Source organism: uncultured Halovibrio sp. (genome assembly GCF_913056445.1).
In the GTDB taxonomy this organism is placed as follows: domain Bacteria; phylum Pseudomonadota; class Gammaproteobacteria; order Pseudomonadales; family Oleiphilaceae; genus Halospina; species Halospina utahensis_B.
Window position 1 is genome coordinate 1 of the sequence record NZ_CAJXMA010000013.1, and the last position, 21171, is coordinate 21171.

Here is a 21171-nt window from a genome sequence, read left to right on the forward strand (position 1 = left end):
CCCGCCACTTCCGGGAGCTGCTGGGGCAGGAAGGCCAGGCGCCGGGCAAGATCCCGCTGGCCATAGCGCGCCAATGGTTCCCCGTCCAGCCGGATCTCGCCTTCGTCCGGTCTCATCTGCCGCGCCATAAGCTGCATCAGGGTGGACTTGCCAGACCCATTGTGACCGAGGATGGCGGTGAACTCGCCGTCACGCAGGGTCAGTTCCTCCAGGCCGAGTATCGTTCGCCCGTCACGGTGAACCCGGATATCAGACAGCGACAGCTTCATGACTCAACTCCTCCAGTTGGCGCCGCTCCCGCTCCGAATGCGCCAGCTTGGGGCAGGACGAGCAGTAACAGCCGTCATCCCGCCGGTAATGCATGCAGCAGGCGCGGCGCTCCAGCCCCAGCACTTCCCGTCCGTTCTGGAGCTGCAGGGGCAGATACCGGCTCTGATGGCGCAATCCGGCTGCCGCCAGCCATGCCTCGCCCAGTGACTGAAGGCGCTCGTTGCTGAATCCGGTTTCGACCATCGCCAGGCGCTGCAGGGCAAGTAACAGAATATCCGCCATCAGGCGGTTGGCCGTCAGTGGCTTGATCCGGGCAACACGCCTCAGATCCTCGAGAAGCGCATCCCGAACCCTGAGCAGCCTTGCCGTGGCGTCCCTGATGAGCTCCTCCTCCACAGCCGGCGCGACAGGCCAGTGTTCCTGAAGCCTGAAACCCGCGACGATGCCCTCTTCCACTCTCTGCCACAGCCGATCAACCGGGACCACGACGCCATGGCCATGCACGCCCAGGACCGAGAGGAACACGGGCTGCCACATCAGAAGCGTCCAGGTTCGCACCGAGGAATACGGCTCCCCGGCTTCTGGATAGGCGTCCGCCCAGACACTGTGAATCGCGTCGATCACCCGGGCATTGTCAGCACCGTGCTCGAGGCCCGGTTCCGCAGACGGCGCCGCTGCGCCGTTGAGCCCCGGGTGAACCCGAGCCGCAAGCGCAAGGAAAGCCGATTGTTCACAATGATCCGATGCCTGCATAAACCGCACTCGCGGGTCCGGAGACCGGGTGGACAAAACTCCGTGCCATTGTGCAGTCCCGGGGGAAATAGCGCAAATACGAATCCGTATCATTTGGGGAGCACTGATGACGACGGTTGCTTCCCAGGACCCTCTTCGCTAACCTGAGACCGTTATTCCAACCATCGGGAGAGCGGCCGTGACCGCCGGACTGAAAGAAGCAACTCTGATCGTGCACCCCGCACGCTGGGCGAACCCGCGCTGGCGATGGTGAAGCGTCACCACTGAGCGCCCGTGGCCGAAGCCACGATTCCACAACGCCCATGCTTGTTTCAGGAAAGACCCATGACGCCCGAACAGTTCGACGCCTATGCCGGTGAAGGCTATAACCGCATTCCCGTTCACCGGGAAGTGTATGCGGATCTCGACACCCCACTGAGCACCTATCTCAAGCTGGCCGACGGCCCCTACTCCTACCTGCTGGAATCCGTCCAGGGCGGCGAGAAGTGGGGCCGTTATTCCATCATCGGCCTGCCAGCCCGCGAACGGGTACGGGTGAACGGCCATGAGATCGTGCACGAATCCGACGATGGCGTAATCGACTCGCTCACCGCCGAGGATCCGCTGGCCTACATCGAGGCCTTCCAGGCCCGTTACCACTCCCCGGACCTGCCGGACATGCCGCGCTTCAACGGCGGCCTGGTGGGTTACTTCGGCTATGACACGGTGCGCTTCATCGAGCCCCGGCTGCGGGACAGCGTACCGCCGGACGAGCTGGGCACACCGGATGTCCTGCTGATGGTTTCCGACGAAGTGGTGGTGTTCGATAACCTGCGCGGCAAGCTCCACCTGATCGTCCAGGCCAGCCCGGCAAGCGCCGGAAGCTATGAAGCGGCCGTTCAGCGGCTGGATGAACTGGAAAAACGGTTGCGCGAAACCCGTGTCACCAGCCCGGTTTCCGAGGCCACCGGCAATCGCATCGAGGAGCGTGACTTCCACTCGGACTTCACCCAGACCGACTTCGAAGCGGCGGTGGAGAAGATCCGGGAATACGTGTTGGCCGGCGACGTCATGCAGACCGTACTCTCACGACGCATGTCCGTGGCCTTCGAAGCCCCACCGCTGAATCTGTACCGTGCTCTGCGCTGCCTCAATCCCTCGCCCTACATGTACTTCCTCAACCTGAAGGACTTCCACATCGTGGGCTCCTCGCCGGAGATCCTGGCTCGAGTCGAGGATGAGGAAGTGACGGTGCGCCCCATCGCCGGCACCCGCAAGCGCGGCGCCAGCCGCGAAGAAGACGAGGCGCTGGAACGGGAGTTGCTGGCCGACCCCAAGGAACGCGCCGAACACCTGATGCTGATCGACCTGGGTCGCAACGATATCGGCCGTGTGACCGAAACCGGCTCGGTGACGCTCACGGACACCATGACGGTCGAGCGCTACTCCCACGTCATGCACATCGTCTCCAACGTCACCGGCAAGCTGCGCGAGGGCCTCTCCTGCATGGACGTGCTGCGCGCCACACTGCCGGCGGGCACGCTCAGCGGCGCCCCCAAGATCCGCGCCATGGAGATCCTGGACGAGCTCGAACCGGTCAAGCGCGGTGTCTACGGCGGCGCCGTGGGCTACCTCTCCTGGAGCGGCAACATGGACACGGCCATCGCCATCCGTACCGCGGTCATCAGGGATGAGACCCTGCATATCCAGGCGGGTGCCGGTGTGGTGGCGGATTCCGTGCCGCGCCTTGAATGGAAGGAGACCCAGAACAAGGGTCGCGCCATCTTCCGGGCCGCCGACATGGCCCTGACCGACTTCGACCACTGAGGCGAGGGAGACCCGCATGCTGTTGATGATCGATAACTACGACTCCTTCACCTACAACGTGGTCCAGTATCTGGGCGAACTGGGCGCCGATGTGGAGGTCCACCGCAACGACACCATCAGCCTCGACGAGATCGAGGCCATGGCCCCCGAGCGGATCGTGATCTCGCCGGGCCCCTGTTCACCGGACGAGGCCGGCATCTCGCTGGAGGTGGTGCGCCGCTTTGCCGGTCGCATCCCGCTTCTGGGCGTGTGCCTGGGTCACCAGTGCATCGGCCAGGTCTTCGGCGGCAAGGTGATCCGTGCCGGCCAGGTCATGCACGGCAAGACCTCGATGATCCATCACCGGGGCGAGGGCGTTTTCGCCGGGCTGGAGAATCCGTTCGAGGCCACACGCTACCACTCGCTGGTGGTGGACAAGGATCACTGGCCCGACAGCGAACTCGAGATCACGGCCTGGACCGAGAATGAGGACGGCTCCATGGAGGAGGTGATGGGCCTGAGGCACCGTACCCTGACCATCGAGGGTGTGCAGTTCCACCCGGAGTCGATCATGACGCGCCACGGCCATGAGCTGTTGCAGAACTTTCTGAACATGACGAACCGGGGGTAGACCACCATGGACATCCAGACCGCCATCGCCAAAGTCGCCGAGCGACAGGACCTGAGCACCGAGAACATGAAGGCTGTGATGCGCACCATCATGCAGGGCGAGGCCACGGACGCTCAGATCGGTGGCTTCCTGATCGGCCTGCGCATGAAGGGCGAGGCCATCGACGAGATCACCGGCGCCGTGGAAGTCATGCGGGAGCTGGCCACCGGCGTCACGCTGGATGTGCCCAATGTGGTGGACATCGTCGGTACCGGCGGTGACGGGGCCAACCTGTTCAACGTCTCTACTGCGGCTACCTTCGTTATCGCCGCGGCCGGTGGCAACGTGGCCAAGCACGGCAACCGCTCGGTTTCCTCGCGCAGCGGCAGCTCAGACCTGCTCGACCAGGCCGGGCTGCGACTGAACATGACGCCGGAGCAGATCACCCGCTGCGTGCACGAGCTGGGCGTGGGCTTCATGTTCGCCCCCAACCACCACACGGCCATGAAGCACGCCGTGGGGCCCCGCAGGGAGCTGGGCATCCGCACCCTGTTCAACATCCTCGGGCCCATGACCAACCCGGCGGGCGTAAAGCACCAGGTGATCGGTGTGTTCAACGGCGACCTCTGTGTGCCCATGGCGGAAGTCCTGCGCCGGCTCGGCAGCGAGCATATCCTGATTGTCCACTCCGAGGACGGGCTGGACGAGATCAGCTTGGCCAGCCGGACCCGGGTCGCGGAACTGAAAGACGGTGAGATCAGCGAATACCATATCCGCCCGGAAGACATGGGCATCAGGGCCCAGCCGATCTTTGACCTCCAGGTGGCCGACGCCGCCGAGTCCCTGGCCCTGATCCGGGAGGCCCTGAGTCCGAGTCCGGGTGAGCGCGCCGCCGTCGCCCGGGACATGATCGCGCTCAATGCCGGAGCCGCACTCTATGCCGGCGACCTGGCGGAATCACTGACCGAAGGCGCTCGCAGGGCCCTGGCCGCCATGGAAAACGGCAGTGCCCTGGAACGCATGGAGCAGCTGGCCGAACTCAGCCAACGAATGGAGCAGGCGGAATGAACGACGGTACGCCCACGGTTCTCAAACGCATCGTCGCCCGCAAGCATGAGGAAGTGGCCGAGCGCCAGCGGCGGTTGTCTTTCGAGGACTGCCGGAGCGAAGCGCGGGAACAGCCCGCCACGCGTGGTTTTGCCGCCGCACTGCAACGGCGGATCGATGCCGGTGATCCAGCGGTGATCGCCGAGATCAAGCGGGCCTCGCCCAGTGCCGGTGTGCTTCGCGACCCCTATGACCCCGCCGCCATCGCCCGCGACTACGAGGCCCACGGCGCAGCCTGCCTCTCCGTCCTGACCGACAGGGACTTCTTCCAGGGCGGTGAAGCCGACCTGTTGGCCGCCCGTGAAGCCTGCACCCTGCCCGTCCTGCGCAAGGACTTCATGGTGGATGAATACCAGATCCACGAGAGCCGCATTGCGGGCGCCGATTGCATCCTGCTGATCGCCGCCTGCCTGTCCGTCAACCAGATGCAGGCGCTGGCCGGGACCGCCCGGGAACTGGGTATGGATGTTCTCGTGGAGGTCCATAATGAGGCGGAGCTCGACCAGGCACTGCAAGTGGACAGCCCGCTGCTCGGCATCAACAACCGGGACCTCCACACCTTCGAAGTCTCCCTGGACACCACCCGGACCCTCCACCAGCGCGTACCCGACGGGCGCCTTACCATTACGGAAAGCGGCATCCACACCCGTAAAGACGTGGACGCCATGCGCGAACGCGGCATCCACGCCTTCCTGGTGGGCGAATCCTTCATGCGGGCGGGGAGCCCCGGCTACCGGCTGGGCGAGCTGTTTTTCACCTCCGCCCCGCGGTGACCGCAAACATCACCACCTGGGAGCCACGCCGAAAGCCCGCCGCCAGCATTACACCGCTGCGGACGCCCGCTGGGAAATGCGGTCGTACCAGGCCTGCAGGTTCGTCTGATCCGGCTGGATACCGATCTTGTTGACCTTGTTGAAGTCGACGGTGCACAGGGCACTGATGTCCGCCGCCGTGAAGTGATCGCCCACGATGAACTCACGCCCTTCCAGGTGCTTGTTCAGGAAGTGCATGAATTTCTCCACTCCCTTGCGGCATTCCTCGCCCCATTCCGGGAACGGTGTCATCCGGTCCTTGAATACGCCACTCGTATGCTGGAAGCACATGCCGGTGGGCATGAAGAAATAGAGCTCAAGCCAGCGCAGCCACTGCTCCACTTTTGCCCTGTCCAGCGCATCCTTGCCCAGCAGCGGCGGCTGCGGGTGCAGCTCCTCGAAGTAGCGGCAGATGGCCATGGTCTCTGAGATACAGGTGCCGTCATCGAGCTCCAGCACCGGCACCTTCTTCATGGGATTCTTCTGTGCGAATTCGGGCGTAAGGTTCTCGCCCTGCTGAAGATCCATCTCAACAAATTCCGCCTGGTCGAGAATGCCCTTCTCGGCCATGAACATACGCACACGCCTCGGATTGGGCGCCTTTTTCATTTCGTAGATTTTCATCATCGGGTTCCGTAAACAACCATGGTTTTACCGGAGACCTGTACCAGGCCCTGGTCTTCGAGTGTTTTCAGGACGCGGCCCACCATCTCGCGGGAGCAGCCCACGATGCGGCCGATTTCCTGGCGGGTGATCTTGATCTGCATGCCGTCCGGGTGCGTCATGGCATCCGGCTCCTCGCACAGGTCGAGCAGCGTGCGCGCGACCCGGCCGGTCACGTCGAGGAAGGCCAGATCGCCAACCTTGCGGGTGGTCTGGCGCAGGCGCGACGCCATCTGTTCGCCGATGAAGTACAGGACCTTCGGGTCTTCCTGGGAGATCTCGCGGAACTTGGTGTAGCTGATCTCGGCAACCTCACACTCGGTCTTGGCCTTCACCCAGGCGCTGCGCGAGTCCATGTTGTCGAACAGGCCCATTTCGCCGAAGAAGTCGCCGGCGTTGAGGTAGGCCATGATCATCTCGCGGCCGTCGTCGTCCTCGATGATGACGGTGACAGAGCCCTTGACGATGTAGAACAGTGAGTCGCTCTTATCGCCGGCGTAGATGATGGTGCTCTTTGCCGGGTAACGCCGCCGGTGGCACTGGGACAGGAAGTAGTCCAGGTGCTTGGTCTTGTTGTCGACGGGTCTGGCAATACTGGTCATGATGGCATCCTGATTCTGTTATGGACGTTTCCGTTCTGGCCCCGGCGGGGCATCTCCTTTTGATAGCACCCAGTATAGAACAGCACAAGGGGTTCGTCGTCCGGTGCGATACCCTCAAGATTTAAGGCTGTGGTAGCCTGCTCCTTTCCTGCAGGGAGGCGCGGTCTGGCGGTGTTATCCGGGAATCGCTATGAATCCATCCCTGGACGCTGCGCGGTCGCCATCCCTGGCGACCGAGCTTCCCGTATAACACCGCCAGACCAAACCTCCATCCAACGTTTTGGGAGATCGCCGCTGTTATGGCCATGAACACCACGATTAACTGGACCGGCGCCGCCAGCTTCCGCGCCACCACCGGCTCCGGCCACGACATCCAGCTGGACGGCCCGCCCGACCACGGCGGCGAGAACCAGGGCGCACGCCCCATGGAAATGATGCTCGTCGGCCTCGGCGGCTGCACCTCCTTCGACGTCATGAGCATCCTCCAGAAATCCCGCCAGAACGTCACCGACTGCCGCGCTGAAGTCACCGCCGAGCGCGCGGATACGGTTCCCTCCGTTTTCACGAAGATCCATATCCACTTCCACGTGACCGGACAGGATCTGAACGAGAAACGCGTCGCCCGCGCCATTCAGCTTTCGGCCGAGCAGTACTGCTCCGCCTCGATCATGCTGGAAAAAGCCGGGGTTGAGATCACGCATGATTACACCATGTATGAGGGGTAAGGGGGCAACGAGCAAGGAGCGAGAAACAAGGTCCCGGTCATCAAGGCGGTCTGAGCAGCAAAGGCGGTGGCAGCCAATTAAATGCCTTGTGACAACTTCCGATTCAGTCGGGGAAATCCCTGAGCAAACCAATGGTGTTCAGCCCAGAGCGACGCAGGCATAATACGCGGCTTTACCGGCACCGTGTGCAAGAGAGTGGAGGGGCATGCCGATGGAACCCAAACTGGAACTTCACGGCTTCAACAACCTGACCAAGTCCCTCAGCTTCAATATCTACGATATCTGCTACGCGCGCACCGAAGAGCAGCGCAAGGCCTACATCGAGTACATCGACGAGATGTACAACGCCGAACGCTTGACCCAGATCCTCACCGACGTGGTGAAGATCATCGGCGCCAACATCCTCAACATCGCGCACCAGGACTACGACCCCCATGGCGCCAGCGTCACCATGCTTATCGCCGAGCACGAGGAAGCCCCGGAAGGCAACATCAGCGAAGCCTCCCCCGGCCCGCTGCCGGAAACCCTGGTGGGTCACCTCGACAAGAGCCACGTCACCGTCCACACCTACCCGGAAAGCCACCCCTACGAGGGCATCAGCACCTTCCGGGCGGACATCGACGTCTCCACCTGCGGCCTCATCTCACCGCTGAAGGCGCTGAACTACCTGATCCACAGCTTCGACTCCGACATCGTCACCGTGGACTACCGCGTGCGCGGCTTCACCCGGGACGTCAACGGCAAGAAGCACTACAGCGACCACGAGATGAGCTCCATCCAGGATTACCTCACAGAGGACACCCGCGCCGCGTACCAGATGATGGACGTGAACGTGTACCAGGATAACCTTTTCCACACCAAGATGATCCTGCGCGAGTTCAACCTCGACAACTACGTCTTCGGGGTAAACGCAGCCGACCTGGACAAGGAAGAAGCCGACGATATCCTCCAGCGTCTTCAGAAAGAAATGCTGGAGATCTTCTACTCCCGCAACCTGCCCTGAGCACCGGGGACCCTCCTCCCCACACCCGTTATCCCTGCTGACTCCACACCCGGTCCCGGGTGCCAATGGGCACGCCCCTGCATACCGTTACATTGCTGAATGTCACTTTCTTCACTGAAAGTCTTTACACCGAAGTATACATTCGTCTACGTTGGTAGACAGATGTATACAGGCAAGCAGGGAGAAGGCCCATGGCCCAACAACAACATGGCACCATCGCGACCCGACACACCCAGGTGGCCATCATCGGCTCCGGCTTCTCCGGGCTGGGTATGGCCATCCGGCTCAAGGGGGAGGGCCGCCACAGCTTCCGGATCTTCGAGAAGGATGACGGCATCGGCGGCACCTGGCGGCAGAACCACTACCCCGGATGCGCCTGCGACGTGCAGTCCCACGTCTACTCCTATTCCTTCGAGCCCAATCCGGAGTGGACGCGGATGTTCGCGCCCCAGGAGGAGATCCGCCAGTACCTGGAGCACTGCGCCGACAAGTACCGGATCCGCCCTCATATCCACCTGAACACGCCGTTGACCGAGGCAAAATGGGATGAGTCCAGGGCCCTCTGGCAGCTGAAGGACAACCACGGGCGTGATTTCACCGCCAGCGTCCTCGTCTCCGGCATGGGCGCCCTTTCGATTCCGGCCTATCCCGACATCCCGGGTACGGACCGCTTCCAGGGCAAGGCTTTCCATTCCCAGGACTGGGACCACGACTACGACCTGACCGGCAAGCGCGTAGCCGTGATCGGTACCGGCGCCTCGGCCATCCAGTTCGTGCCCGAAGTGCAGAAGGAAGCCGGGCAGCTCTACCTGTTCCAGCGCTCCGCCCCCTGGATCATGCCCAAGCCGGACCGTGAGATCAGCGAGAAGGAACGCGGTATCTTCCGGCGCCTGCCAATGGTCCAGCAACTGGAGCGCAAGGCGCTGTACTGGATGCTGGAGAGCCGGGTCGTGCCCATGCTCATCAACCCGAAGCTGCTCAAGGCAGCCCGGCATATGGCGAAATCCCATATCCGCCGCCAGATCAGCGACCCGGAGCTGCAGCGCAAGGTCACCCCGGATTACGAGTTCGGCTGCAAGCGGGTCCTGATGTCCAACAACTATTACCCGGCGCTGGACCAGCCCAACGTCGACGTGGTGACCGACGGTATCCAGGAGATCACGGAGACGGGCATCGTGACGACGGATGGCCAGCACCGTGAAATCGACGTGCTCATCTACGGCACTGGCTTCAAGTCCACGGACCCGGTCCCGAAGGGACTGATCAAGGGCCGTAATGGGCAGGACCTGAACGAGTTGTGGCAGGACGGCCCGGAGGCCTACAAGGGCGCCGCCATCTCCGGCTTCCCCAACCTGTTCATGGTCATGGGCCCGAACACCGGCCTGGGGCACAACTCCATGGTCTACATGATCGAATCCCAGATCCAGTACGTGATGGATGCCATCCGCACCATGGAAGAGAAGGACATCGACTGGGTCGATGTTAAGCACAGGACGCAGAGGCAGTACAACCAGCGGCTACAGGGCCGCCTGGATGGCTCCATCTGGAATGATGGGGGCTGCACCAGCTGGTATATCCATCCGGAGACGGGCAAGAACGTGGCCCTGTGGCCGGACTTCACCTTCCGCTTCAGCCGCCAGACACGCCAGTTCGACGCCGCCGCCTACCACGCCGGTACTGCCGGGGAGCAGGCCGGCACCGGATTCCACGACCAGGTATCATCAACCAAAGCCAACCTGGAGGAACAGCCCGCATGAAGTCCTTTTCCGGCAAGGTAGCCGCCGTTACCGGCGCAGGGTCCGGCATTGGCCGGGCCCTGGCCTGCGCACTGGCAGCCGAGGGCTGTCACCTCGCACTGAGTGATGTGGACGCGGAGGGCCTGGCTGAAACCGCCCGCCTGTGTGAAAACCGGGGCGTCAACGTGACCAGCGCCACGGTCAATGTGGCCAGACGCCGCGAGGTGGAAGACTGGGCCAAAAACGTGGTCCGCGACCACGGCCAGGTCAACCTGATCTTCAACAACGCCGGCGTGGCCCACGCGGGCTCCGTGGCCGAGTCCAGCTACACGGACTACAACTGGATCCTGGACATCAACTTCAAGGGCGTGCTCTATGGCACCAAAACCTTCCTGCCCTACCTGAAGGAAGCCCCCGGCGGCGGCCATGTGGTCAACATCTCCAGCATCTTCGGTCTCTTCGCCCAGCCCGGAATGAGCAGCTACAACGCCACCAAATTCGCGGTGCGCGGATTCACTGAATCCCTCCGCCAGGAACTCGACATGGAAGGCGGCAGCGTTTCCGCCACCTGCGTGCATCCTGGCGGCATCAAGACCAACATCGCCCGCACCGCACGCATGGACGAGAGCATGTCCGAGCTTATGGGTGAGGAGACGGGCGCCCTGACAGCCAACTTCGAGAAGCTGTTCCGTACCACTGCGGATGACGCTGCACAGGCTATACTGAAGGCTGTAAAGCGTGACCGCCGCAGGCTACTGATCGGCACAGAGGCGCATGCCGCGGACTGGATGCAGCGACTGCTGCCCGCCGGCTACCAGGGCCTCGTGACCGGTGCGCTGAAGCTCAACCGCCAACGCCAGAGCGCAGCACGGAGAAGCTGATGGAAGCGACCACCTTCAATGCGATACTGGACTCCCTCCAGAAGGTAAGCGACTCCTACCTGAAGGCACCCTCGGCCCAGCCGGACCGTGCAACGCTGGATCGCTGGCAACCAGCGACCAGCGCCTGGCAGAAGCTTCAGGCCATCAGTGGCTGGATTCCCGGCATCCAGGCGGAAAGCATCGAGATCGACGGACACCGCATCCAGCATTGGCGCATCGGCTCGGGGCACGGAACGCCGGTGGTTCTGCTCCATGGTTTCGGCGCCAGCAAGGAGAACTGGGCCAGCCTGATTCCGGCCATCCGACGCCGCAGTATGACGCTCTACCTGCCGGATCTGCCCGGGTTCGGCCAGAGCGACTACCGCGCGGACGCCCGCTACACCTACGAGGTCCAGGCCCGGCGCATGGCGGAATGGGCCAGGCACCTGACCCTGCCCCCGGCGTTCTGGATCGGCTCCTCCATGGGCGGTGCTGTCAGTGCCACCCTGGCCGCGAACCACCCCGAACACGTCGCCGGCCTGGTCCTGATGAATGCCGCTGGAATGGGCAGTGCCCGCCACAGCCCCATGGAAAGCCAGCTCATCGAGGGACGGAACCCGCTGATCCCCGGTAACGCGGACGAAACCCGCACTCTCTTCCGCTATGCCACCTGGCGGGGGCGCGGGGTCTTCAGCCGTGTCATGCCCCTGGCGATGGGGCCGGAAATGCGCCACCGGCGCCCGGTCAACCAGCACCTGTTCATGGACATGATGCAGCCCCACGAGCGCATCCCGGAGCTTCTGGAGCGGGTCCAGGCGCCGGCACAGGTGATCTGGGGCGAACGGGACCAGGTCCTGGACGTTTCCTGCGCCCACCACTACGGCGCACTGCTGCCCAATGCGGAAGTGACGGTGCTTCGGGGTATCGGCCACCTTCCGATGCTGGAAGCGCCAGTACAGACAGGCCGGCTGGTCCGCCGCTTTCTGCGCGACCACGGCTGAACACGGGCGCTACCAGGCGTAGCGCTTGTGTTCCATCAACTCCAGTATCCGTGGCCTGAGGATCAGATCGATGGCGAGGGGCAGCTTGGGCCCCGGAATCACGATCGTGTCCTGGCGTGACATGAAGCTCCCCGGAATCATCTGCAGCAGACGCTGGAAATCCACATCCGCGTAGTGGCGGAAGTGGACCACGATCATGCTCTCATCCGCGGACGGCACCTCCCGCACCACGAAGGGGTTCGAGGTGTCCACCGTGGGAACACGCTGGAAATTGATGTGGGTATTGGAGAACTGCGGCACGATGTCCTGGACGTAGTCGTCCATGCGGTTGATGATCGTCTCCACCACCTCATCCTGGCTGTAGCCCCTGTGGTGGGTATCCCGGTGAATCTTCTGGATCCATTCAAGATTGACGATGGGCACCACCCCGATCAGGAGATCCACATGGCCGGCCACGTCGTGCTGCTCCGTCTGCACGCCGCCGTGCAGCCCCTCATAGAACAGCAGGTCGCAATCCGCCGGCAGGTTCTGCCAGGGCGTGAAACTGCCCGGTTCATGACCCTCGGCGATCAGCTCGCGGTCGTCATCGTGCACGTATTCCCGGTACTGCCCGGTGCCGGTACTGGCAAAATCCTGGAACAGGGCTTCCAGCTTATCGATGTGGTTGGCTTCAAGACTGAAGTGGTTGAAGTCACCATAGTCGCCGCGCTCGGCAACCAGCGCCATCTCCTCCCGGGTATAGCGGTGAAAGCTGTCCCCGCTGACGGTGGCCGCATGCAGGCCCTCACTGACAAACAGCTTTCTGAAGGCACGCCCGGTAGTGGTGGTGCCGGCACCGGAGGATCCGGTGACCGCGATGATCGGGTACTGGCTGGACATGATCGAATGGCCCGCTCTGCACTGGGGGTCCCTGTTTCGGGAATCCGCTATGGTGCATGGGGGACCGTCGACTGGCAAGCCTCAATGATGCAGCAGCCGTGGCCGGGCGATGGCACTGCCCTGAGCATAGTCCACACCGAGCTCGCGCAGCCGCTCAATCCGTTGCGAACGGCTGACCCCGGAAACAACCACTTCCGCTCCCAGCTGGTGGGCCGCCGTCACCACCGCCCTAAGCCTGGGCTCCCGGCCAACTTCATTCTCCTCCTGGGATCTGGCACGCACACGAATCAGATCCACAGGCAGCCGCCTGACCAGGTATGCCAGCCCAGCATCGGTTTCATCCGCATCCAGACAGATGCGACAGCCCAGCTCCCGCACCTCGCGCATGAACAGCGCCACGGTATCCGGGTCCGCGAGAGCGTCCGCGTCCGAGATGCAGAACCAGAGGCGGTGCACGGGGCAGGGCTGGATCCGGAAAACCTCGTGGATGAATCGCACCAGCCCGGGCTCCGTGAGCGTGTAGCCCAGCACCGGGATACAGATGCCCGGATCGGCTTCCGGCAGCGTCTGCATCGGGCGTGACAGGCAGTCCAGTACCGCCTGCATCAGCCACTCATCCAGATTCCGGGCACCGGCGAAGCGCTCCGCCAGGGGAATCAGCTCCCGCGCCATCATCAGGTTGCCATGCTCATCCGGAAGGGTCATCAGCAGCTCATACTGCGCTGCCATACGGGTTGCCCCGTGAAGTGGGATGATCCGTTGGGCCTGAAGCATGAGTTCCTCCTGCCGCAGCCGACCATTGCCCGCCAGCCGATCCACCAGGCGGCGTATATAGCGGCTGCGTTCGGCGGGGACACTGGCAAAACGGAAGGCGGGCGGGTACTCGAACGGCGCCGTCCTGGCGGCTTCCTCCGCCAGGTGGTACCAGCGGGAAGCCGTCACGATGGCTGGATCACCCACGGCCACGCCAGCGCAGACGTGATTGCCGCCATCCGCGACCAGTGCATTGCAACGCTGCATCAGCAGGACCAACCAGGACTCAAGGTTCGCCCGCTGGCACCGGAACGCCATCCGGCGCGCGCCAACCTGCCCGACCATACCGCCCTTCCCGAGCTCCCGACGCACTTCCCCCGCCAGGGCTGCCGCATCAGCACTGCGATCCCATGACAGCACCACCAGTGCCTGCTCACGGTCCAATGGCGCGGCGTGCAGGACACGCTCCAGCCATCCCAGGAAGGTCTCACGATCCGCGAGTCCGGTCTCGGGATTCAGCGTATGCTCATAGATCCGGCGTTCATAGAGCTGTTCCAGAAGCCGCCCCAACGCCTCTTCCACGAGAGACTGCTCCTGGCGTTTGACCGGGATAAGCGCGCCCTCAGCCACCTGATGGGCAAGCTCAACCAGACTGAGGTCATACTGTTTGCGCCCCGAGGGCGTTACCAGCACAAACCGGCGGCGCCGGGCATTGGTCCAGGCCAGGCGCACCGGCGGCTGCCCATGGTGTCCGTCCATGAACCAGCTGCCGAGAGGCATTCCTTCGAGCCCGGGACGCCACAGCTTCAGCCACTCATCATCCGCTGACTCGTCCGCATCCTGCGCAAACCCCTCGCTCAGACGTACCAACTGCTGAACGCCCGCTTCCCGTAGACAGGCGTTGAGCATGGCACGAGCTGAATCACAGTCGCCCTGAACACCACAGATGGCCTCAAGCTGCGCACTGACATCGTGGCCGCTGCACTCACCCGGATGCCGATGATACGCCAGCAAAGCATCCAGTAGCGCCAGCGCCTTCCGCCATAGGGTACTGGACTCCCCTTCATGGAGATGCAGAAGCACCAGACGGTTGCGCCAGTCATTCTCGACAAACCGCAATACCGACAGAGGAATCGGCCCTCCCAGAAGACGGGCATCCAGCGCACTGTCGGTGGCTGCCTCTGCTTCCCGCAGGCGCTCGCTGCCCGCCACCGCCTTGGTCACCCGGCGCAGATTGCGCTGGTGCGCGTCATCGCGCTGCTGGAGCTCCGCGCTGAGAATCCCGGCCGCCTCGGCCAGGGCCTCCTCATCGGCCCCCTCCGGAGAACGCAGCGTTCGGAGCAACGCATCAGGCCAGGGGCCCGGACTCTCATAATCCGCGGTTTCGAGGTCGCCGATCCGGTTGAGCAGCTTCCGCAGGGGGTGGTCCTTGAGAGCCAATGCCTCGGGGTTCCTCGCCAGATTCCGTTCGACCACCGGCGTCAGCCAGTCGAGCAGCGTCCGGCCGCGCCCGGTCATACGGGGGCTCTCGCCCATTGTCCGGATGAGGTCCGGAACCAGCTCTCCCGGAAAGACGCCGGAGCCTGACTCGCTGTCCCCGTAAAGACGGGCAATGGCCTCATGCATCGCAACCCCGCCCAGAGGCTCCTGGCGCATGGCTTCAGGCTCAATCAACGAGGGTACCGGTGGGATCGCAGCCTGCCGGACTGCCGCCTCCGCCTGGCGCCCACGGGCGCTGGCGGACGGGGCCCGGCTTGGGACCACACCCGGAGCCTGATGGGGCCTGGAGGGAGCAAGCCCGGACTGGGCCAGCAACATCTCGAAACCCTGAAGGGCATCGTCGGCGAAGTGGATTACCAGGAACCCGGGCCCCGAACGGACCACGTACCCACGAATCGTCTGCCAGCGGTCCAGAGTCCCGTGATGGAACTGGAGTCGGATACAGTCCCCCCCTGACTCCAGCCAGCTCCGGACCGCAGGTTCGCGCGAGGCGGGGTAGCGTATCGAAACCGCTTCCGAGGAGAAATCGGTCACCTGACAGAGCCAGGAGAGCCCCTGGGGCGTCACGGCCCTTACAGCGAGGCGGATATTGTGCCGGCGCGTATCGCGTCGATCAGCGTTACGGCTGAGCAGTCCTGCGTTTCCCCTTTCCATGAGGTTGTTCCCTGCATTTCCGATAACGGCAGCAGCCTACGGTGATACCACATGGAGAGACCATTACGGGTTTCCGTATCGCGGTAATCCGCAGGTCAGAGTTGCTTCACGAAAATCCGGGAATTGCGACCTGTGTCATAGTCTCGGCGTTTTTCCGGTGGCAAGGCATCCGCGCCAACCAGTTCAAAGCCGCGCTCCGCAAACCAGTGTGAGGTCTGCGTGGTCAGCACGAACAGCTCGCCCAGCCCTTCCGCCCGAGCGTGGCGTTCGGCCATGGCAAGCAGACGGTCGCCGCGTCCTCCCCCCTGGTAGTCCGGGCTCACGGCAAAGCACGCCAGCTCCATCATGGCACTGGATGGATAGGGGTAGAGGGCAGCGCAGCCAACCACCCGGCCGTCGCGCTCGTCCACCAGGAAACGGTCAACCTCGGTCTCGATCAGATCCCGGGGGCGGCTGACGAGAATGCCCCTGGCCTCCAGCGGCTGAATCAGTTCCTGGATGCCACTGATGTCCTCCGGCGTTGCGAAGCGGATGTGCTCGTAGTCGTCGTCGGTCACCAGGGTACCGAGACCATCAAGGGTGAACAGTTCCTCCAGCAGTGCGCCTTCACGCCCATAGCTGATGATGTGCGCACGGCGGACATTGCGGTCGCAGGCATTAGCCGCGGCATCGAGCCCGGCCGCGTCGTCCTCGCCCAGATGGCCTTCGCTGAGCAGCTCCCGGGCACGGGCAACGCTGATTTCCCGCATGAGCTCACCGCTCGCATCCGGGATGCCACTGCGACCACTGAACAGGATGAGCTTATCCGCCTCCAGTGCCGCCGCGGCTTCCCCGGCCACCTCCTCGTGGGAGAGATTGAAGGCATCACCGGTGGCGGAGTAGCCCAGCGGGGGCAGCAGGACCACCTGCCCCAGCGACAGCTGCTCACGGATACTGGTGGCGTCCACCCGGCGTACCCGCCCGGTGTAGCCGTGATCCACACCCCCGATCACGCCGATGGGACGGGCAGTCAGCCAGTTGCCGCTGGCCACCCGGATCTGGGCCCCATGCATGGGCGAATTGGCCACTCCCATGGAAAGGTGGCTTTCCAGCAGCGCCCGAACCCGGCCAACCGCCTCAAGTACCAGCGGCAGCTGGGTTTCCGTGGTCACCCGCAGCCGCCCCTGGTAACCGGAGGTCTCACCCGCCTCATCCAGGCGCTCGCGGATCTGCGGCCGCGCCCCGAAAGCTACCACCAGCCGCACCCCCAGACTCGCCAGCAGGGCGATGTCATGGATGATGGTGGTCAGGTTCGGATGCGCCAGCGCGTCACCGCCCAGGGTGATGACAACCACCCGGCCGCGATGGGCATTGATGTACGGCGCGGAATGGCGGAACCAGTACAGCCAGTCTTGGTCACTCACCCCGGATCTCCTCCCTTGGCGCAGCATTGTTCGATCAAGCCGGTCAGTATAGTCACCATGGGCTCGATCTGGGAGAGGGCCAGGAATTCATCCGGCTGGTGGGCCTGGTCAATGGAGCCCGGCCCCAGCACCAGGGTCTCCATGCCCAGCTGCTGCAGAAAGGGCGCTTCGGTGGCGAAGGCGACGCCTTCCGCCGCATGCCCTGTGAGCCGCTCACAGATCCCCACCAGCCGGGCGGTTTCCAGTTCCTCAAACGGAGGGACCCCGTCAAACAGGGGTTCAAACGTGCAGCTGAGGCCCCGCTGCTCTGCCACCGGCCCCACCCGCTCCAGGATGCCCCGACGGAGCGCCTGGGGATCCATCCCCGGCAGCGGGCGCAGGTCAAAGTGAAGCTCGCATTCCGCACAGATACGGTTGGGGTTGTCGCCACCATGGATATGGCCGGGATTCAGGGTCGGGTAGTCCACCCGGAATCCGGGATGGCGATGATTCCTCTGCAGCTCATCCCGGTACGCCAGAATGCGCGTGAGTGCCTCATTCATCCCTTCCAGGGCATTGCGCCCCAGCGCGGGGTTGGAGGAGTGGCCGGACTGCCCCCGGAACACGAGCCGTTCCATCATGATGCCCTTGTGCATGCGCACCGGCCGCAGTTCCGTGGGCTCGCCGATCACCGCATGCCGTGCCTTCGGGCGACCGGCTTCAATCAGTGCCCGGGCCCCGCCCATGGCACTCTCCTCGTCCGCCGTGGCCAGGATCACCAGCGGTTCCGCCAGGTCCTGCCCGCGCGTGCGCCAGGCCGCCTCCAGCGCCAGGGCGAAGAAGCCCTTCATGTCGCAGGTACCGAGGCCATACCAGCGGTCATCACGCTCGGTAAGCGCGAAGGGATCACTCTGCCACCGCTGGTCATCGAAGGGCACAGTGTCCGTATGGCCGGAGAGCACCAGTCCGCCCGGCCCTTCACCTCGTGTGGCGATCAGGTTGAACTTGCCCGGCGCTCCCGGTACGGGCATGGTCTCCACCCGGAAATCCAGCTCCCCCAGCCACTGGGCCAGGCGGGTGATCACCGCTTCATTGCTGCGGTCCCACTCCGGGCTCACACTGCTGATCGAGGGCATGGCAACCAACTCGCCAAGCATTCCCCGGATATCCGGAATCGGCCGCTGCATATCAGTTCTCCCGTGAGTCGGATGCCGACGGAATCGGCTGCATCTTCCCGAGATCCGGGTTCAGGAAGTCCTCCAGCCCCGGTCCGCTGTCGCCATCGGATATCGGCCGGCCCATGTCATCGGCACGCCGCCACACCTCAAACCGCTCGACGTCTGTTACCGGGAAGGGCGCCACCACGGAGCCGCCCTCCAGGGTCCGCCGTATATGCAGCTGCTCCTCCTCCAGGGCCACGAGCTGCCCTTCCACCTTCCGACCCGAGCTCAGCCTGAGGCGTACACGGCGGTCGATCCAGGCACCGGCTCGCTCCGTATCGGACTCGCGGAAGGCCGGCTCCGGGGCGGGCTCATCCATCTGCACCAATGGGGCGCGCTCCGTCTCCTCCGGCGGGTCGCTGGGTTCACTCAGGCTGAACCCGATGTCGTCCAGCTCGCGGCCGTTATGGACAACCTGCAGCCCCGTTGTCTCACGCCACTGCGCCGCCGAGACTCCGTTCCCGGGCCAGCCCTCGCCAGCCAGCGCCCAGGTGAAAGCCAGCTCGCCTCCCTCAAGGAGCCATTGCCGGTAGAGTTCGGTAGTGGCCTCGGTTGGCGCCAGGCCCTGACCGGTCATGGCCTGGTTCCAGTGACTCGAGGCGCGGCTGACCCATTCCCCGACCGGTTCATCCTCCGCTGCCGCACAGAAGGAGGACAGGCGCCGCATCAGCCCGGCATCCCGGACGACCAGTTCCGCCTTCCGCGGGAAGGCTGGGACACCACTCCCGCCCGAGACCACCGGCACCTTGAGGTCGTCCGCCTGCCAGAGCAGGGAAAGACTTCCAAGACGACCGGCATCCATTTCCGCCCGGTAGCGGTATTCGCCGGAACCATTCCCCGTGTCCTGGAGCTCGATGTCACCGCTGATCCGGTCCACACCCATGCGCAGCAGATCCGCGGGCGTCAGCGCCGGCTGCTCACCGCAGCCGTGGAAGTGCAGGGGGTGGTGCTTCAGCGAAAGCGCCCGACGACTGCGGGCCCAGGGCCGGAAAAGGTCCGGCTCGACCACCAGCTCCATGTCATCCACACGCAACTGCCACCGGGAAGGCTGCTCGCCCCCCAGAAGCCAGGCCGGCAGTGCCAGCATCCCGGGTGTTTCCAGAGTCACCTGTTTGACGCGTACCGGCCGGGTGATGTCGAACCAGTGCCACCGCACTCCCTGGAGCGTCACGCGGCCATCCCAGGTTGGGCGGACCGCGTCCCAGTGGAGATTGCCCCAGGGGCTGACAGCATCCTCCAGTTCCGAAGCGGCTGTCCGTGCACCGTACCAGAGCGTCGTGTACCAGGCGCCTGCGGCCAGGAACAGCAGAATCACAAGGGCGCCGAAGATTCGTTTCATGGTCGACCATCCGGGGTCATGGCGTGGCAGAACGTGCTGATCATCGTATCGTACCTGATCAATTGGCGATAATGCGGCAACCGTCGCACAAACCGGCCCTCTGCTGAGGCAAAAATTATGGAATTCACTATAGTAGGGGCAGGAGACAGATGATAACTGTCACCGATGATCAGGAGGCGCCATGAACGCGCACCAACACCCGGGCCGGACTTTCATCCGGCATCCCATCGACATGCCGATTGACGTGAAGCCACGTGAAGGCGAGCACTACCTTGAGGAGCTGCGCAACCTCAGCCTCGGTGGGGTTGCGTTCTCCTCAAAGCAGCCATGGCGCGGGGGCACGCCGATACGCATTACCATCAGCTGCTGCACACCCGCCGCCAGCATGGATGGCCATGTCGCCTGGTGCGAAGCCTGTGGTGATCACTATGAGGTGGGTGTCGCATTCGAGGACAGCGCGGACGCCTACCGGATGCGGCTGGTGGAGCAGGCCTGCCATATCCAGCAGTACCGCCTGGATCAGGTGGTCCATAACGCGCGTTACCTGACCCTGGACGAAGCCGCCGCGGAATGGATCCAGCAGTACGCCCCCTACTTCGCCCCACTGGAGAAGGGAACCTTCAGGTCCGCGTGATCAGGGTGCCGACGCCCTCGTCCGTGAAGATCTCCAGCAGCGTGGCGTGCGCCACACGCCCATCGATGATGTGGGCGGAGGTCACCCCGCCTTTGACGGCATCCAGCGCACACTGGATCTTGGGAAGCATACCGCCCTGGATGGTGCCGTCCGCGATCAGCTCGTCCACCCGTTCGGCGGTGAGCCCGGTCAGCACATTGCCCTCTCTGTCCTGAAGCCCTGCCACATTAGTCAGGAGAATGAGCTTCTCCGCCTGCAGCGCCTCGGCCACGTGACCGGCCACGGAGTCGGCGTTGATGTTGTAGGCCTTGCCGTCATCACCCACGCCAATGGGCGCGATCACCGGAATCACGTCACTGGCGGTGAGCATGTTGATGACCTCGGTGTTCACGGACACCACCTCGCCCACATGCCCGATGTCGACGATCTCCGAGCGGGTGACCTCCGGGGAGGGGTCCCGGACTTCCAGCTGCCGTGCCCGGATCAGGCTGGCGTCCTTGCCGGTCAGGCCGATCGCACGCCCACCGTGCTGGTTCATCAGTGACACGATCTCCTTGTTCACCCGGCCCCCCAGCACCATTTCGACCACATCCATGGTCTCGCTGTCGGTCACGCGCATGCCGTTGATGAACTCGGAATGGATCTCCAGACGCTCCAGCAGCTCCCCGATCTGGGGACCACCGCCGTGGACGATGATGGGATTCATGCCCACCAGCTTCATCAGGACGATGTCCCGCGCGAAGCTGTTCTTGAGCTCTTCGTTCTCCATGGCATTGCCACCATACTTGATGACGATGGTCCTGCCGGTGAAGCGCTGGATGTAGGGCAGGCCCTTGCTGAGTACCGAGGCCACCTGCATGGCTGTGTCACGATCCATGGTCAT

At 63.8% G+C, this 21171-nt stretch carries 20 protein-coding genes; 10 read left to right on the top strand and 10 right to left on the bottom strand.

The window, feature by feature from the left end:
• Both QZ501_RS04530 and QZ501_RS04535 read right to left on the bottom strand, forming a co-directional pair.
• Nucleotides 1-269 (bottom strand): ABC transporter ATP-binding protein (locus tag QZ501_RS04530; protein WP_295717558.1); only part of this gene is annotated, 269 nt, incomplete at its 3' end.
• Nucleotides 250-1023 (bottom strand): siderophore ferric iron reductase, encoded by a 774-nt coding sequence (locus QZ501_RS04535; protein ID WP_295717561.1) that lies wholly within the window; start codon nucleotides 1021-1023, stop codon nucleotides 250-252. The genes QZ501_RS04530 and QZ501_RS04535, both read right to left, overlap by 20 nt.
• A gap of 324 nt (nucleotides 1024-1347) precedes the next feature.
• Here QZ501_RS04535 and trpE point away from each other — a divergent pair, with 324 nt between their 5' ends.
• The 4 genes from trpE to trpC are packed head-to-tail and all read left to right on the top strand — an operon-like array spanning nucleotide 1348 to nucleotide 5298.
• The gene (trpE, locus tag QZ501_RS04540) at nucleotides 1348-2829 is read left to right on the top strand and encodes an anthranilate synthase component I (protein ID WP_151439869.1); all 1482 of its coding nucleotides are present in this window, start codon (nucleotides 1348-1350) and stop codon (nucleotides 2827-2829) included.
• Nucleotides 2830-2845: 16 nt separating this feature from the next.
• Nucleotides 2846-3439 (top strand): aminodeoxychorismate/anthranilate synthase component II, encoded by a 594-nt coding sequence (locus QZ501_RS04545; protein WP_160899000.1) that lies wholly within the window; start codon nucleotides 2846-2848, stop codon nucleotides 3437-3439.
• A gap of 6 nt (nucleotides 3440-3445) precedes the next feature.
• The gene (gene trpD, locus QZ501_RS04550) at nucleotides 3446-4486 is read left to right on the top strand and encodes an anthranilate phosphoribosyltransferase (protein ID WP_151439867.1); all 1041 of its coding nucleotides are present in this window, start codon (nucleotides 3446-3448) and stop codon (nucleotides 4484-4486) included.
• On the top strand, nucleotides 4483-5298 hold the full coding sequence (gene trpC / locus QZ501_RS04555) for an indole-3-glycerol phosphate synthase TrpC (protein WP_295717567.1): 816 nt from the start codon (nucleotides 4483-4485) through the stop codon (nucleotides 5296-5298). Before trpD ends, trpC begins: the two co-directional genes overlap by 4 nt.
• A gap of 48 nt (nucleotides 5299-5346) precedes the next feature.
• On the opposite strand, the gene QZ501_RS04560 is transcribed toward trpC, so the two are convergent.
• Nucleotides 5347-5964 carry a glutathione S-transferase family protein gene (locus tag QZ501_RS04560; RefSeq protein WP_295717569.1) on the bottom strand — a complete coding sequence of 206 codons (618 nt, stop codon included), beginning with the start codon at nucleotides 5962-5964 and terminating at the stop codon, nucleotides 5347-5349.
• The gene (gene crp, locus QZ501_RS04565) at nucleotides 5961-6602 is read right to left on the bottom strand and encodes a cAMP-activated global transcriptional regulator CRP (protein ID WP_095615851.1); all 642 of its coding nucleotides are present in this window, start codon (nucleotides 6600-6602) and stop codon (nucleotides 5961-5963) included. The genes QZ501_RS04560 and crp overlap by 4 nt, the downstream gene beginning before the upstream one ends.
• A gap of 305 nt (nucleotides 6603-6907) precedes the next feature.
• Here crp and QZ501_RS04570 point away from each other — a divergent pair, with 305 nt between their 5' ends.
• From QZ501_RS04570 to QZ501_RS04590, 5 genes are all read left to right on the top strand, one after another.
• Nucleotides 6908-7327, top strand: a complete 420-nt coding sequence (locus tag QZ501_RS04570) for an OsmC family protein (protein WP_160899091.1) — start codon at nucleotides 6908-6910, stop codon at nucleotides 7325-7327.
• Between the two features lie 211 nt (nucleotides 7328-7538).
• On the top strand, nucleotides 7539-8330 hold the full coding sequence (speD, locus tag QZ501_RS04575; protein ID WP_295717572.1) for an adenosylmethionine decarboxylase: 792 nt from the start codon (nucleotides 7539-7541) through the stop codon (nucleotides 8328-8330).
• Between the two features lie 191 nt (nucleotides 8331-8521).
• On the top strand, nucleotides 8522-10087 hold the full coding sequence (locus QZ501_RS04580; protein WP_295717575.1) for an NAD(P)/FAD-dependent oxidoreductase: 1566 nt from the start codon (nucleotides 8522-8524) through the stop codon (nucleotides 10085-10087).
• Nucleotides 10084-10947: an SDR family NAD(P)-dependent oxidoreductase gene (locus QZ501_RS04585; protein WP_160898991.1), complete on the top strand. Its 864-nt coding sequence runs from the start codon at nucleotides 10084-10086 to the stop codon at nucleotides 10945-10947. The genes QZ501_RS04580 and QZ501_RS04585 overlap by 4 nt, the downstream gene beginning before the upstream one ends.
• A complete protein-coding gene (locus QZ501_RS04590) occupies nucleotides 10947-11927 on the top strand; it encodes an alpha/beta fold hydrolase (protein ID WP_295717579.1) in 981 nt (326 codons plus the stop codon). Before QZ501_RS04585 ends, QZ501_RS04590 begins: the two co-directional genes overlap by 1 nt.
• A gap of 9 nt (nucleotides 11928-11936) precedes the next feature.
• Here the strand turns inward: QZ501_RS04590 and QZ501_RS04595 are convergent, their stop codons facing one another.
• From QZ501_RS04595 to QZ501_RS04615, 5 genes are all read right to left on the bottom strand, one after another.
• Nucleotides 11937-12806, bottom strand: coding sequence for a phosphoribulokinase (locus QZ501_RS04595; RefSeq protein WP_151439857.1), 870 nt, complete (start codon nucleotides 12804-12806; stop codon nucleotides 11937-11939).
• 81 nt (nucleotides 12807-12887) lie between these two features.
• Entirely contained in the window at nucleotides 12888-15713 is a 2826-nt protein-coding gene (locus QZ501_RS04600) for a DUF1631 family protein (RefSeq protein WP_295717582.1), read from the bottom strand.
• A gap of 95 nt (nucleotides 15714-15808) precedes the next feature.
• Nucleotides 15809-17116, bottom strand: a complete 1308-nt coding sequence (gene argA / locus QZ501_RS04605; protein WP_295717585.1) for an amino-acid N-acetyltransferase — start codon at nucleotides 17114-17116, stop codon at nucleotides 15809-15811.
• Nucleotides 17113-18282 carry an acetylornithine deacetylase gene (argE, locus tag QZ501_RS04610; protein ID WP_295717588.1) on the bottom strand — a complete coding sequence of 390 codons (1170 nt, stop codon included), beginning with the start codon at nucleotides 18280-18282 and terminating at the stop codon, nucleotides 17113-17115. Before argE ends, argA begins: the two co-directional genes overlap by 4 nt.
• Before the next feature lies 1 nt (nucleotide 18283).
• Nucleotides 18284-19654, bottom strand: a complete 1371-nt coding sequence (locus tag QZ501_RS04615; RefSeq protein ID WP_151439853.1) for a hypothetical protein — start codon at nucleotides 19652-19654, stop codon at nucleotides 18284-18286.
• Nucleotides 19655-19835: 181 nt separating this feature from the next.
• Between QZ501_RS04615 and QZ501_RS04620 the strand changes: the two genes are divergently transcribed.
• Nucleotides 19836-20288 carry a PilZ domain-containing protein gene (locus QZ501_RS04620; RefSeq protein ID WP_151439852.1) on the top strand — a complete coding sequence of 151 codons (453 nt, stop codon included), beginning with the start codon at nucleotides 19836-19838 and terminating at the stop codon, nucleotides 20286-20288.
• On the opposite strand, the gene argB is transcribed toward QZ501_RS04620, so the two are convergent.
• On the bottom strand, nucleotides 20275-21171 hold the full coding sequence (argB, locus tag QZ501_RS04625) for an acetylglutamate kinase (RefSeq protein ID WP_151439851.1): 897 nt from the start codon (nucleotides 21169-21171) through the stop codon (nucleotides 20275-20277). The genes QZ501_RS04620 and argB overlap by 14 nt on opposite strands.

Bases quoted from the DNA above. Each gene is read 5' to 3' on its own strand.
- QZ501_RS04535 (WP_295717561.1), bottom strand. From the start codon at position 1,023: ATGCAGGCATCGGATCATTGTGAACAATCGGCTTTCCTTGCGCTTGCG.
- trpE (WP_151439869.1), top strand. From the start codon at position 1,348: ATGACGCCCGAACAGTTCGACGCCTATGCCGGTGAAGGCTATAACCGC.
- QZ501_RS04545 (WP_160899000.1), top strand. From the start codon at position 2,846: ATGCTGTTGATGATCGATAACTACGACTCCTTCACCTACAACGTGGTC.
- trpD (WP_151439867.1), top strand. From the start codon at position 3,446: ATGGACATCCAGACCGCCATCGCCAAAGTCGCCGAGCGACAGGACCTG.
- trpC (WP_295717567.1), top strand. From the start codon at position 4,483: ATGAACGACGGTACGCCCACGGTTCTCAAACGCATCGTCGCCCGCAAG.
- QZ501_RS04560 (WP_295717569.1), bottom strand. From the start codon at position 5,964: ATGATGAAAATCTACGAAATGAAAAAGGCGCCCAATCCGAGGCGTGTG.
- crp (WP_095615851.1), bottom strand. From the start codon at position 6,602: ATGACCAGTATTGCCAGACCCGTCGACAACAAGACCAAGCACCTGGAC.
- QZ501_RS04570 (WP_160899091.1), top strand. From the start codon at position 6,908: ATGAACACCACGATTAACTGGACCGGCGCCGCCAGCTTCCGCGCCACC.
- speD (WP_295717572.1), top strand. From the start codon at position 7,539: ATGGAACCCAAACTGGAACTTCACGGCTTCAACAACCTGACCAAGTCC.
- QZ501_RS04580 (WP_295717575.1), top strand. From the start codon at position 8,522: ATGGCCCAACAACAACATGGCACCATCGCGACCCGACACACCCAGGTG.
- QZ501_RS04585 (WP_160898991.1), top strand. From the start codon at position 10,084: ATGAAGTCCTTTTCCGGCAAGGTAGCCGCCGTTACCGGCGCAGGGTCC.
- QZ501_RS04590 (WP_295717579.1), top strand. From the start codon at position 10,947: ATGGAAGCGACCACCTTCAATGCGATACTGGACTCCCTCCAGAAGGTA.
- QZ501_RS04595 (WP_151439857.1), bottom strand. From the start codon at position 12,806: ATGTCCAGCCAGTACCCGATCATCGCGGTCACCGGATCCTCCGGTGCC.
- QZ501_RS04600 (WP_295717582.1), bottom strand. From the start codon at position 15,713: ATGGAAAGGGGAAACGCAGGACTGCTCAGCCGTAACGCTGATCGACGC.
- argE (WP_295717588.1), bottom strand. From the start codon at position 18,282: ATGCAGCGGCCGATTCCGGATATCCGGGGAATGCTTGGCGAGTTGGTT.
- QZ501_RS04615 (WP_151439853.1), bottom strand. From the start codon at position 19,654: ATGAAACGAATCTTCGGCGCCCTTGTGATTCTGCTGTTCCTGGCCGCA.
- QZ501_RS04620 (WP_151439852.1), top strand. From the start codon at position 19,836: ATGAACGCGCACCAACACCCGGGCCGGACTTTCATCCGGCATCCCATC.
- argB (WP_151439851.1), bottom strand. From the start codon at position 21,171: ATGACCATGGATCGTGACACAGCCATGCAGGTGGCCTCGGTACTCAGC.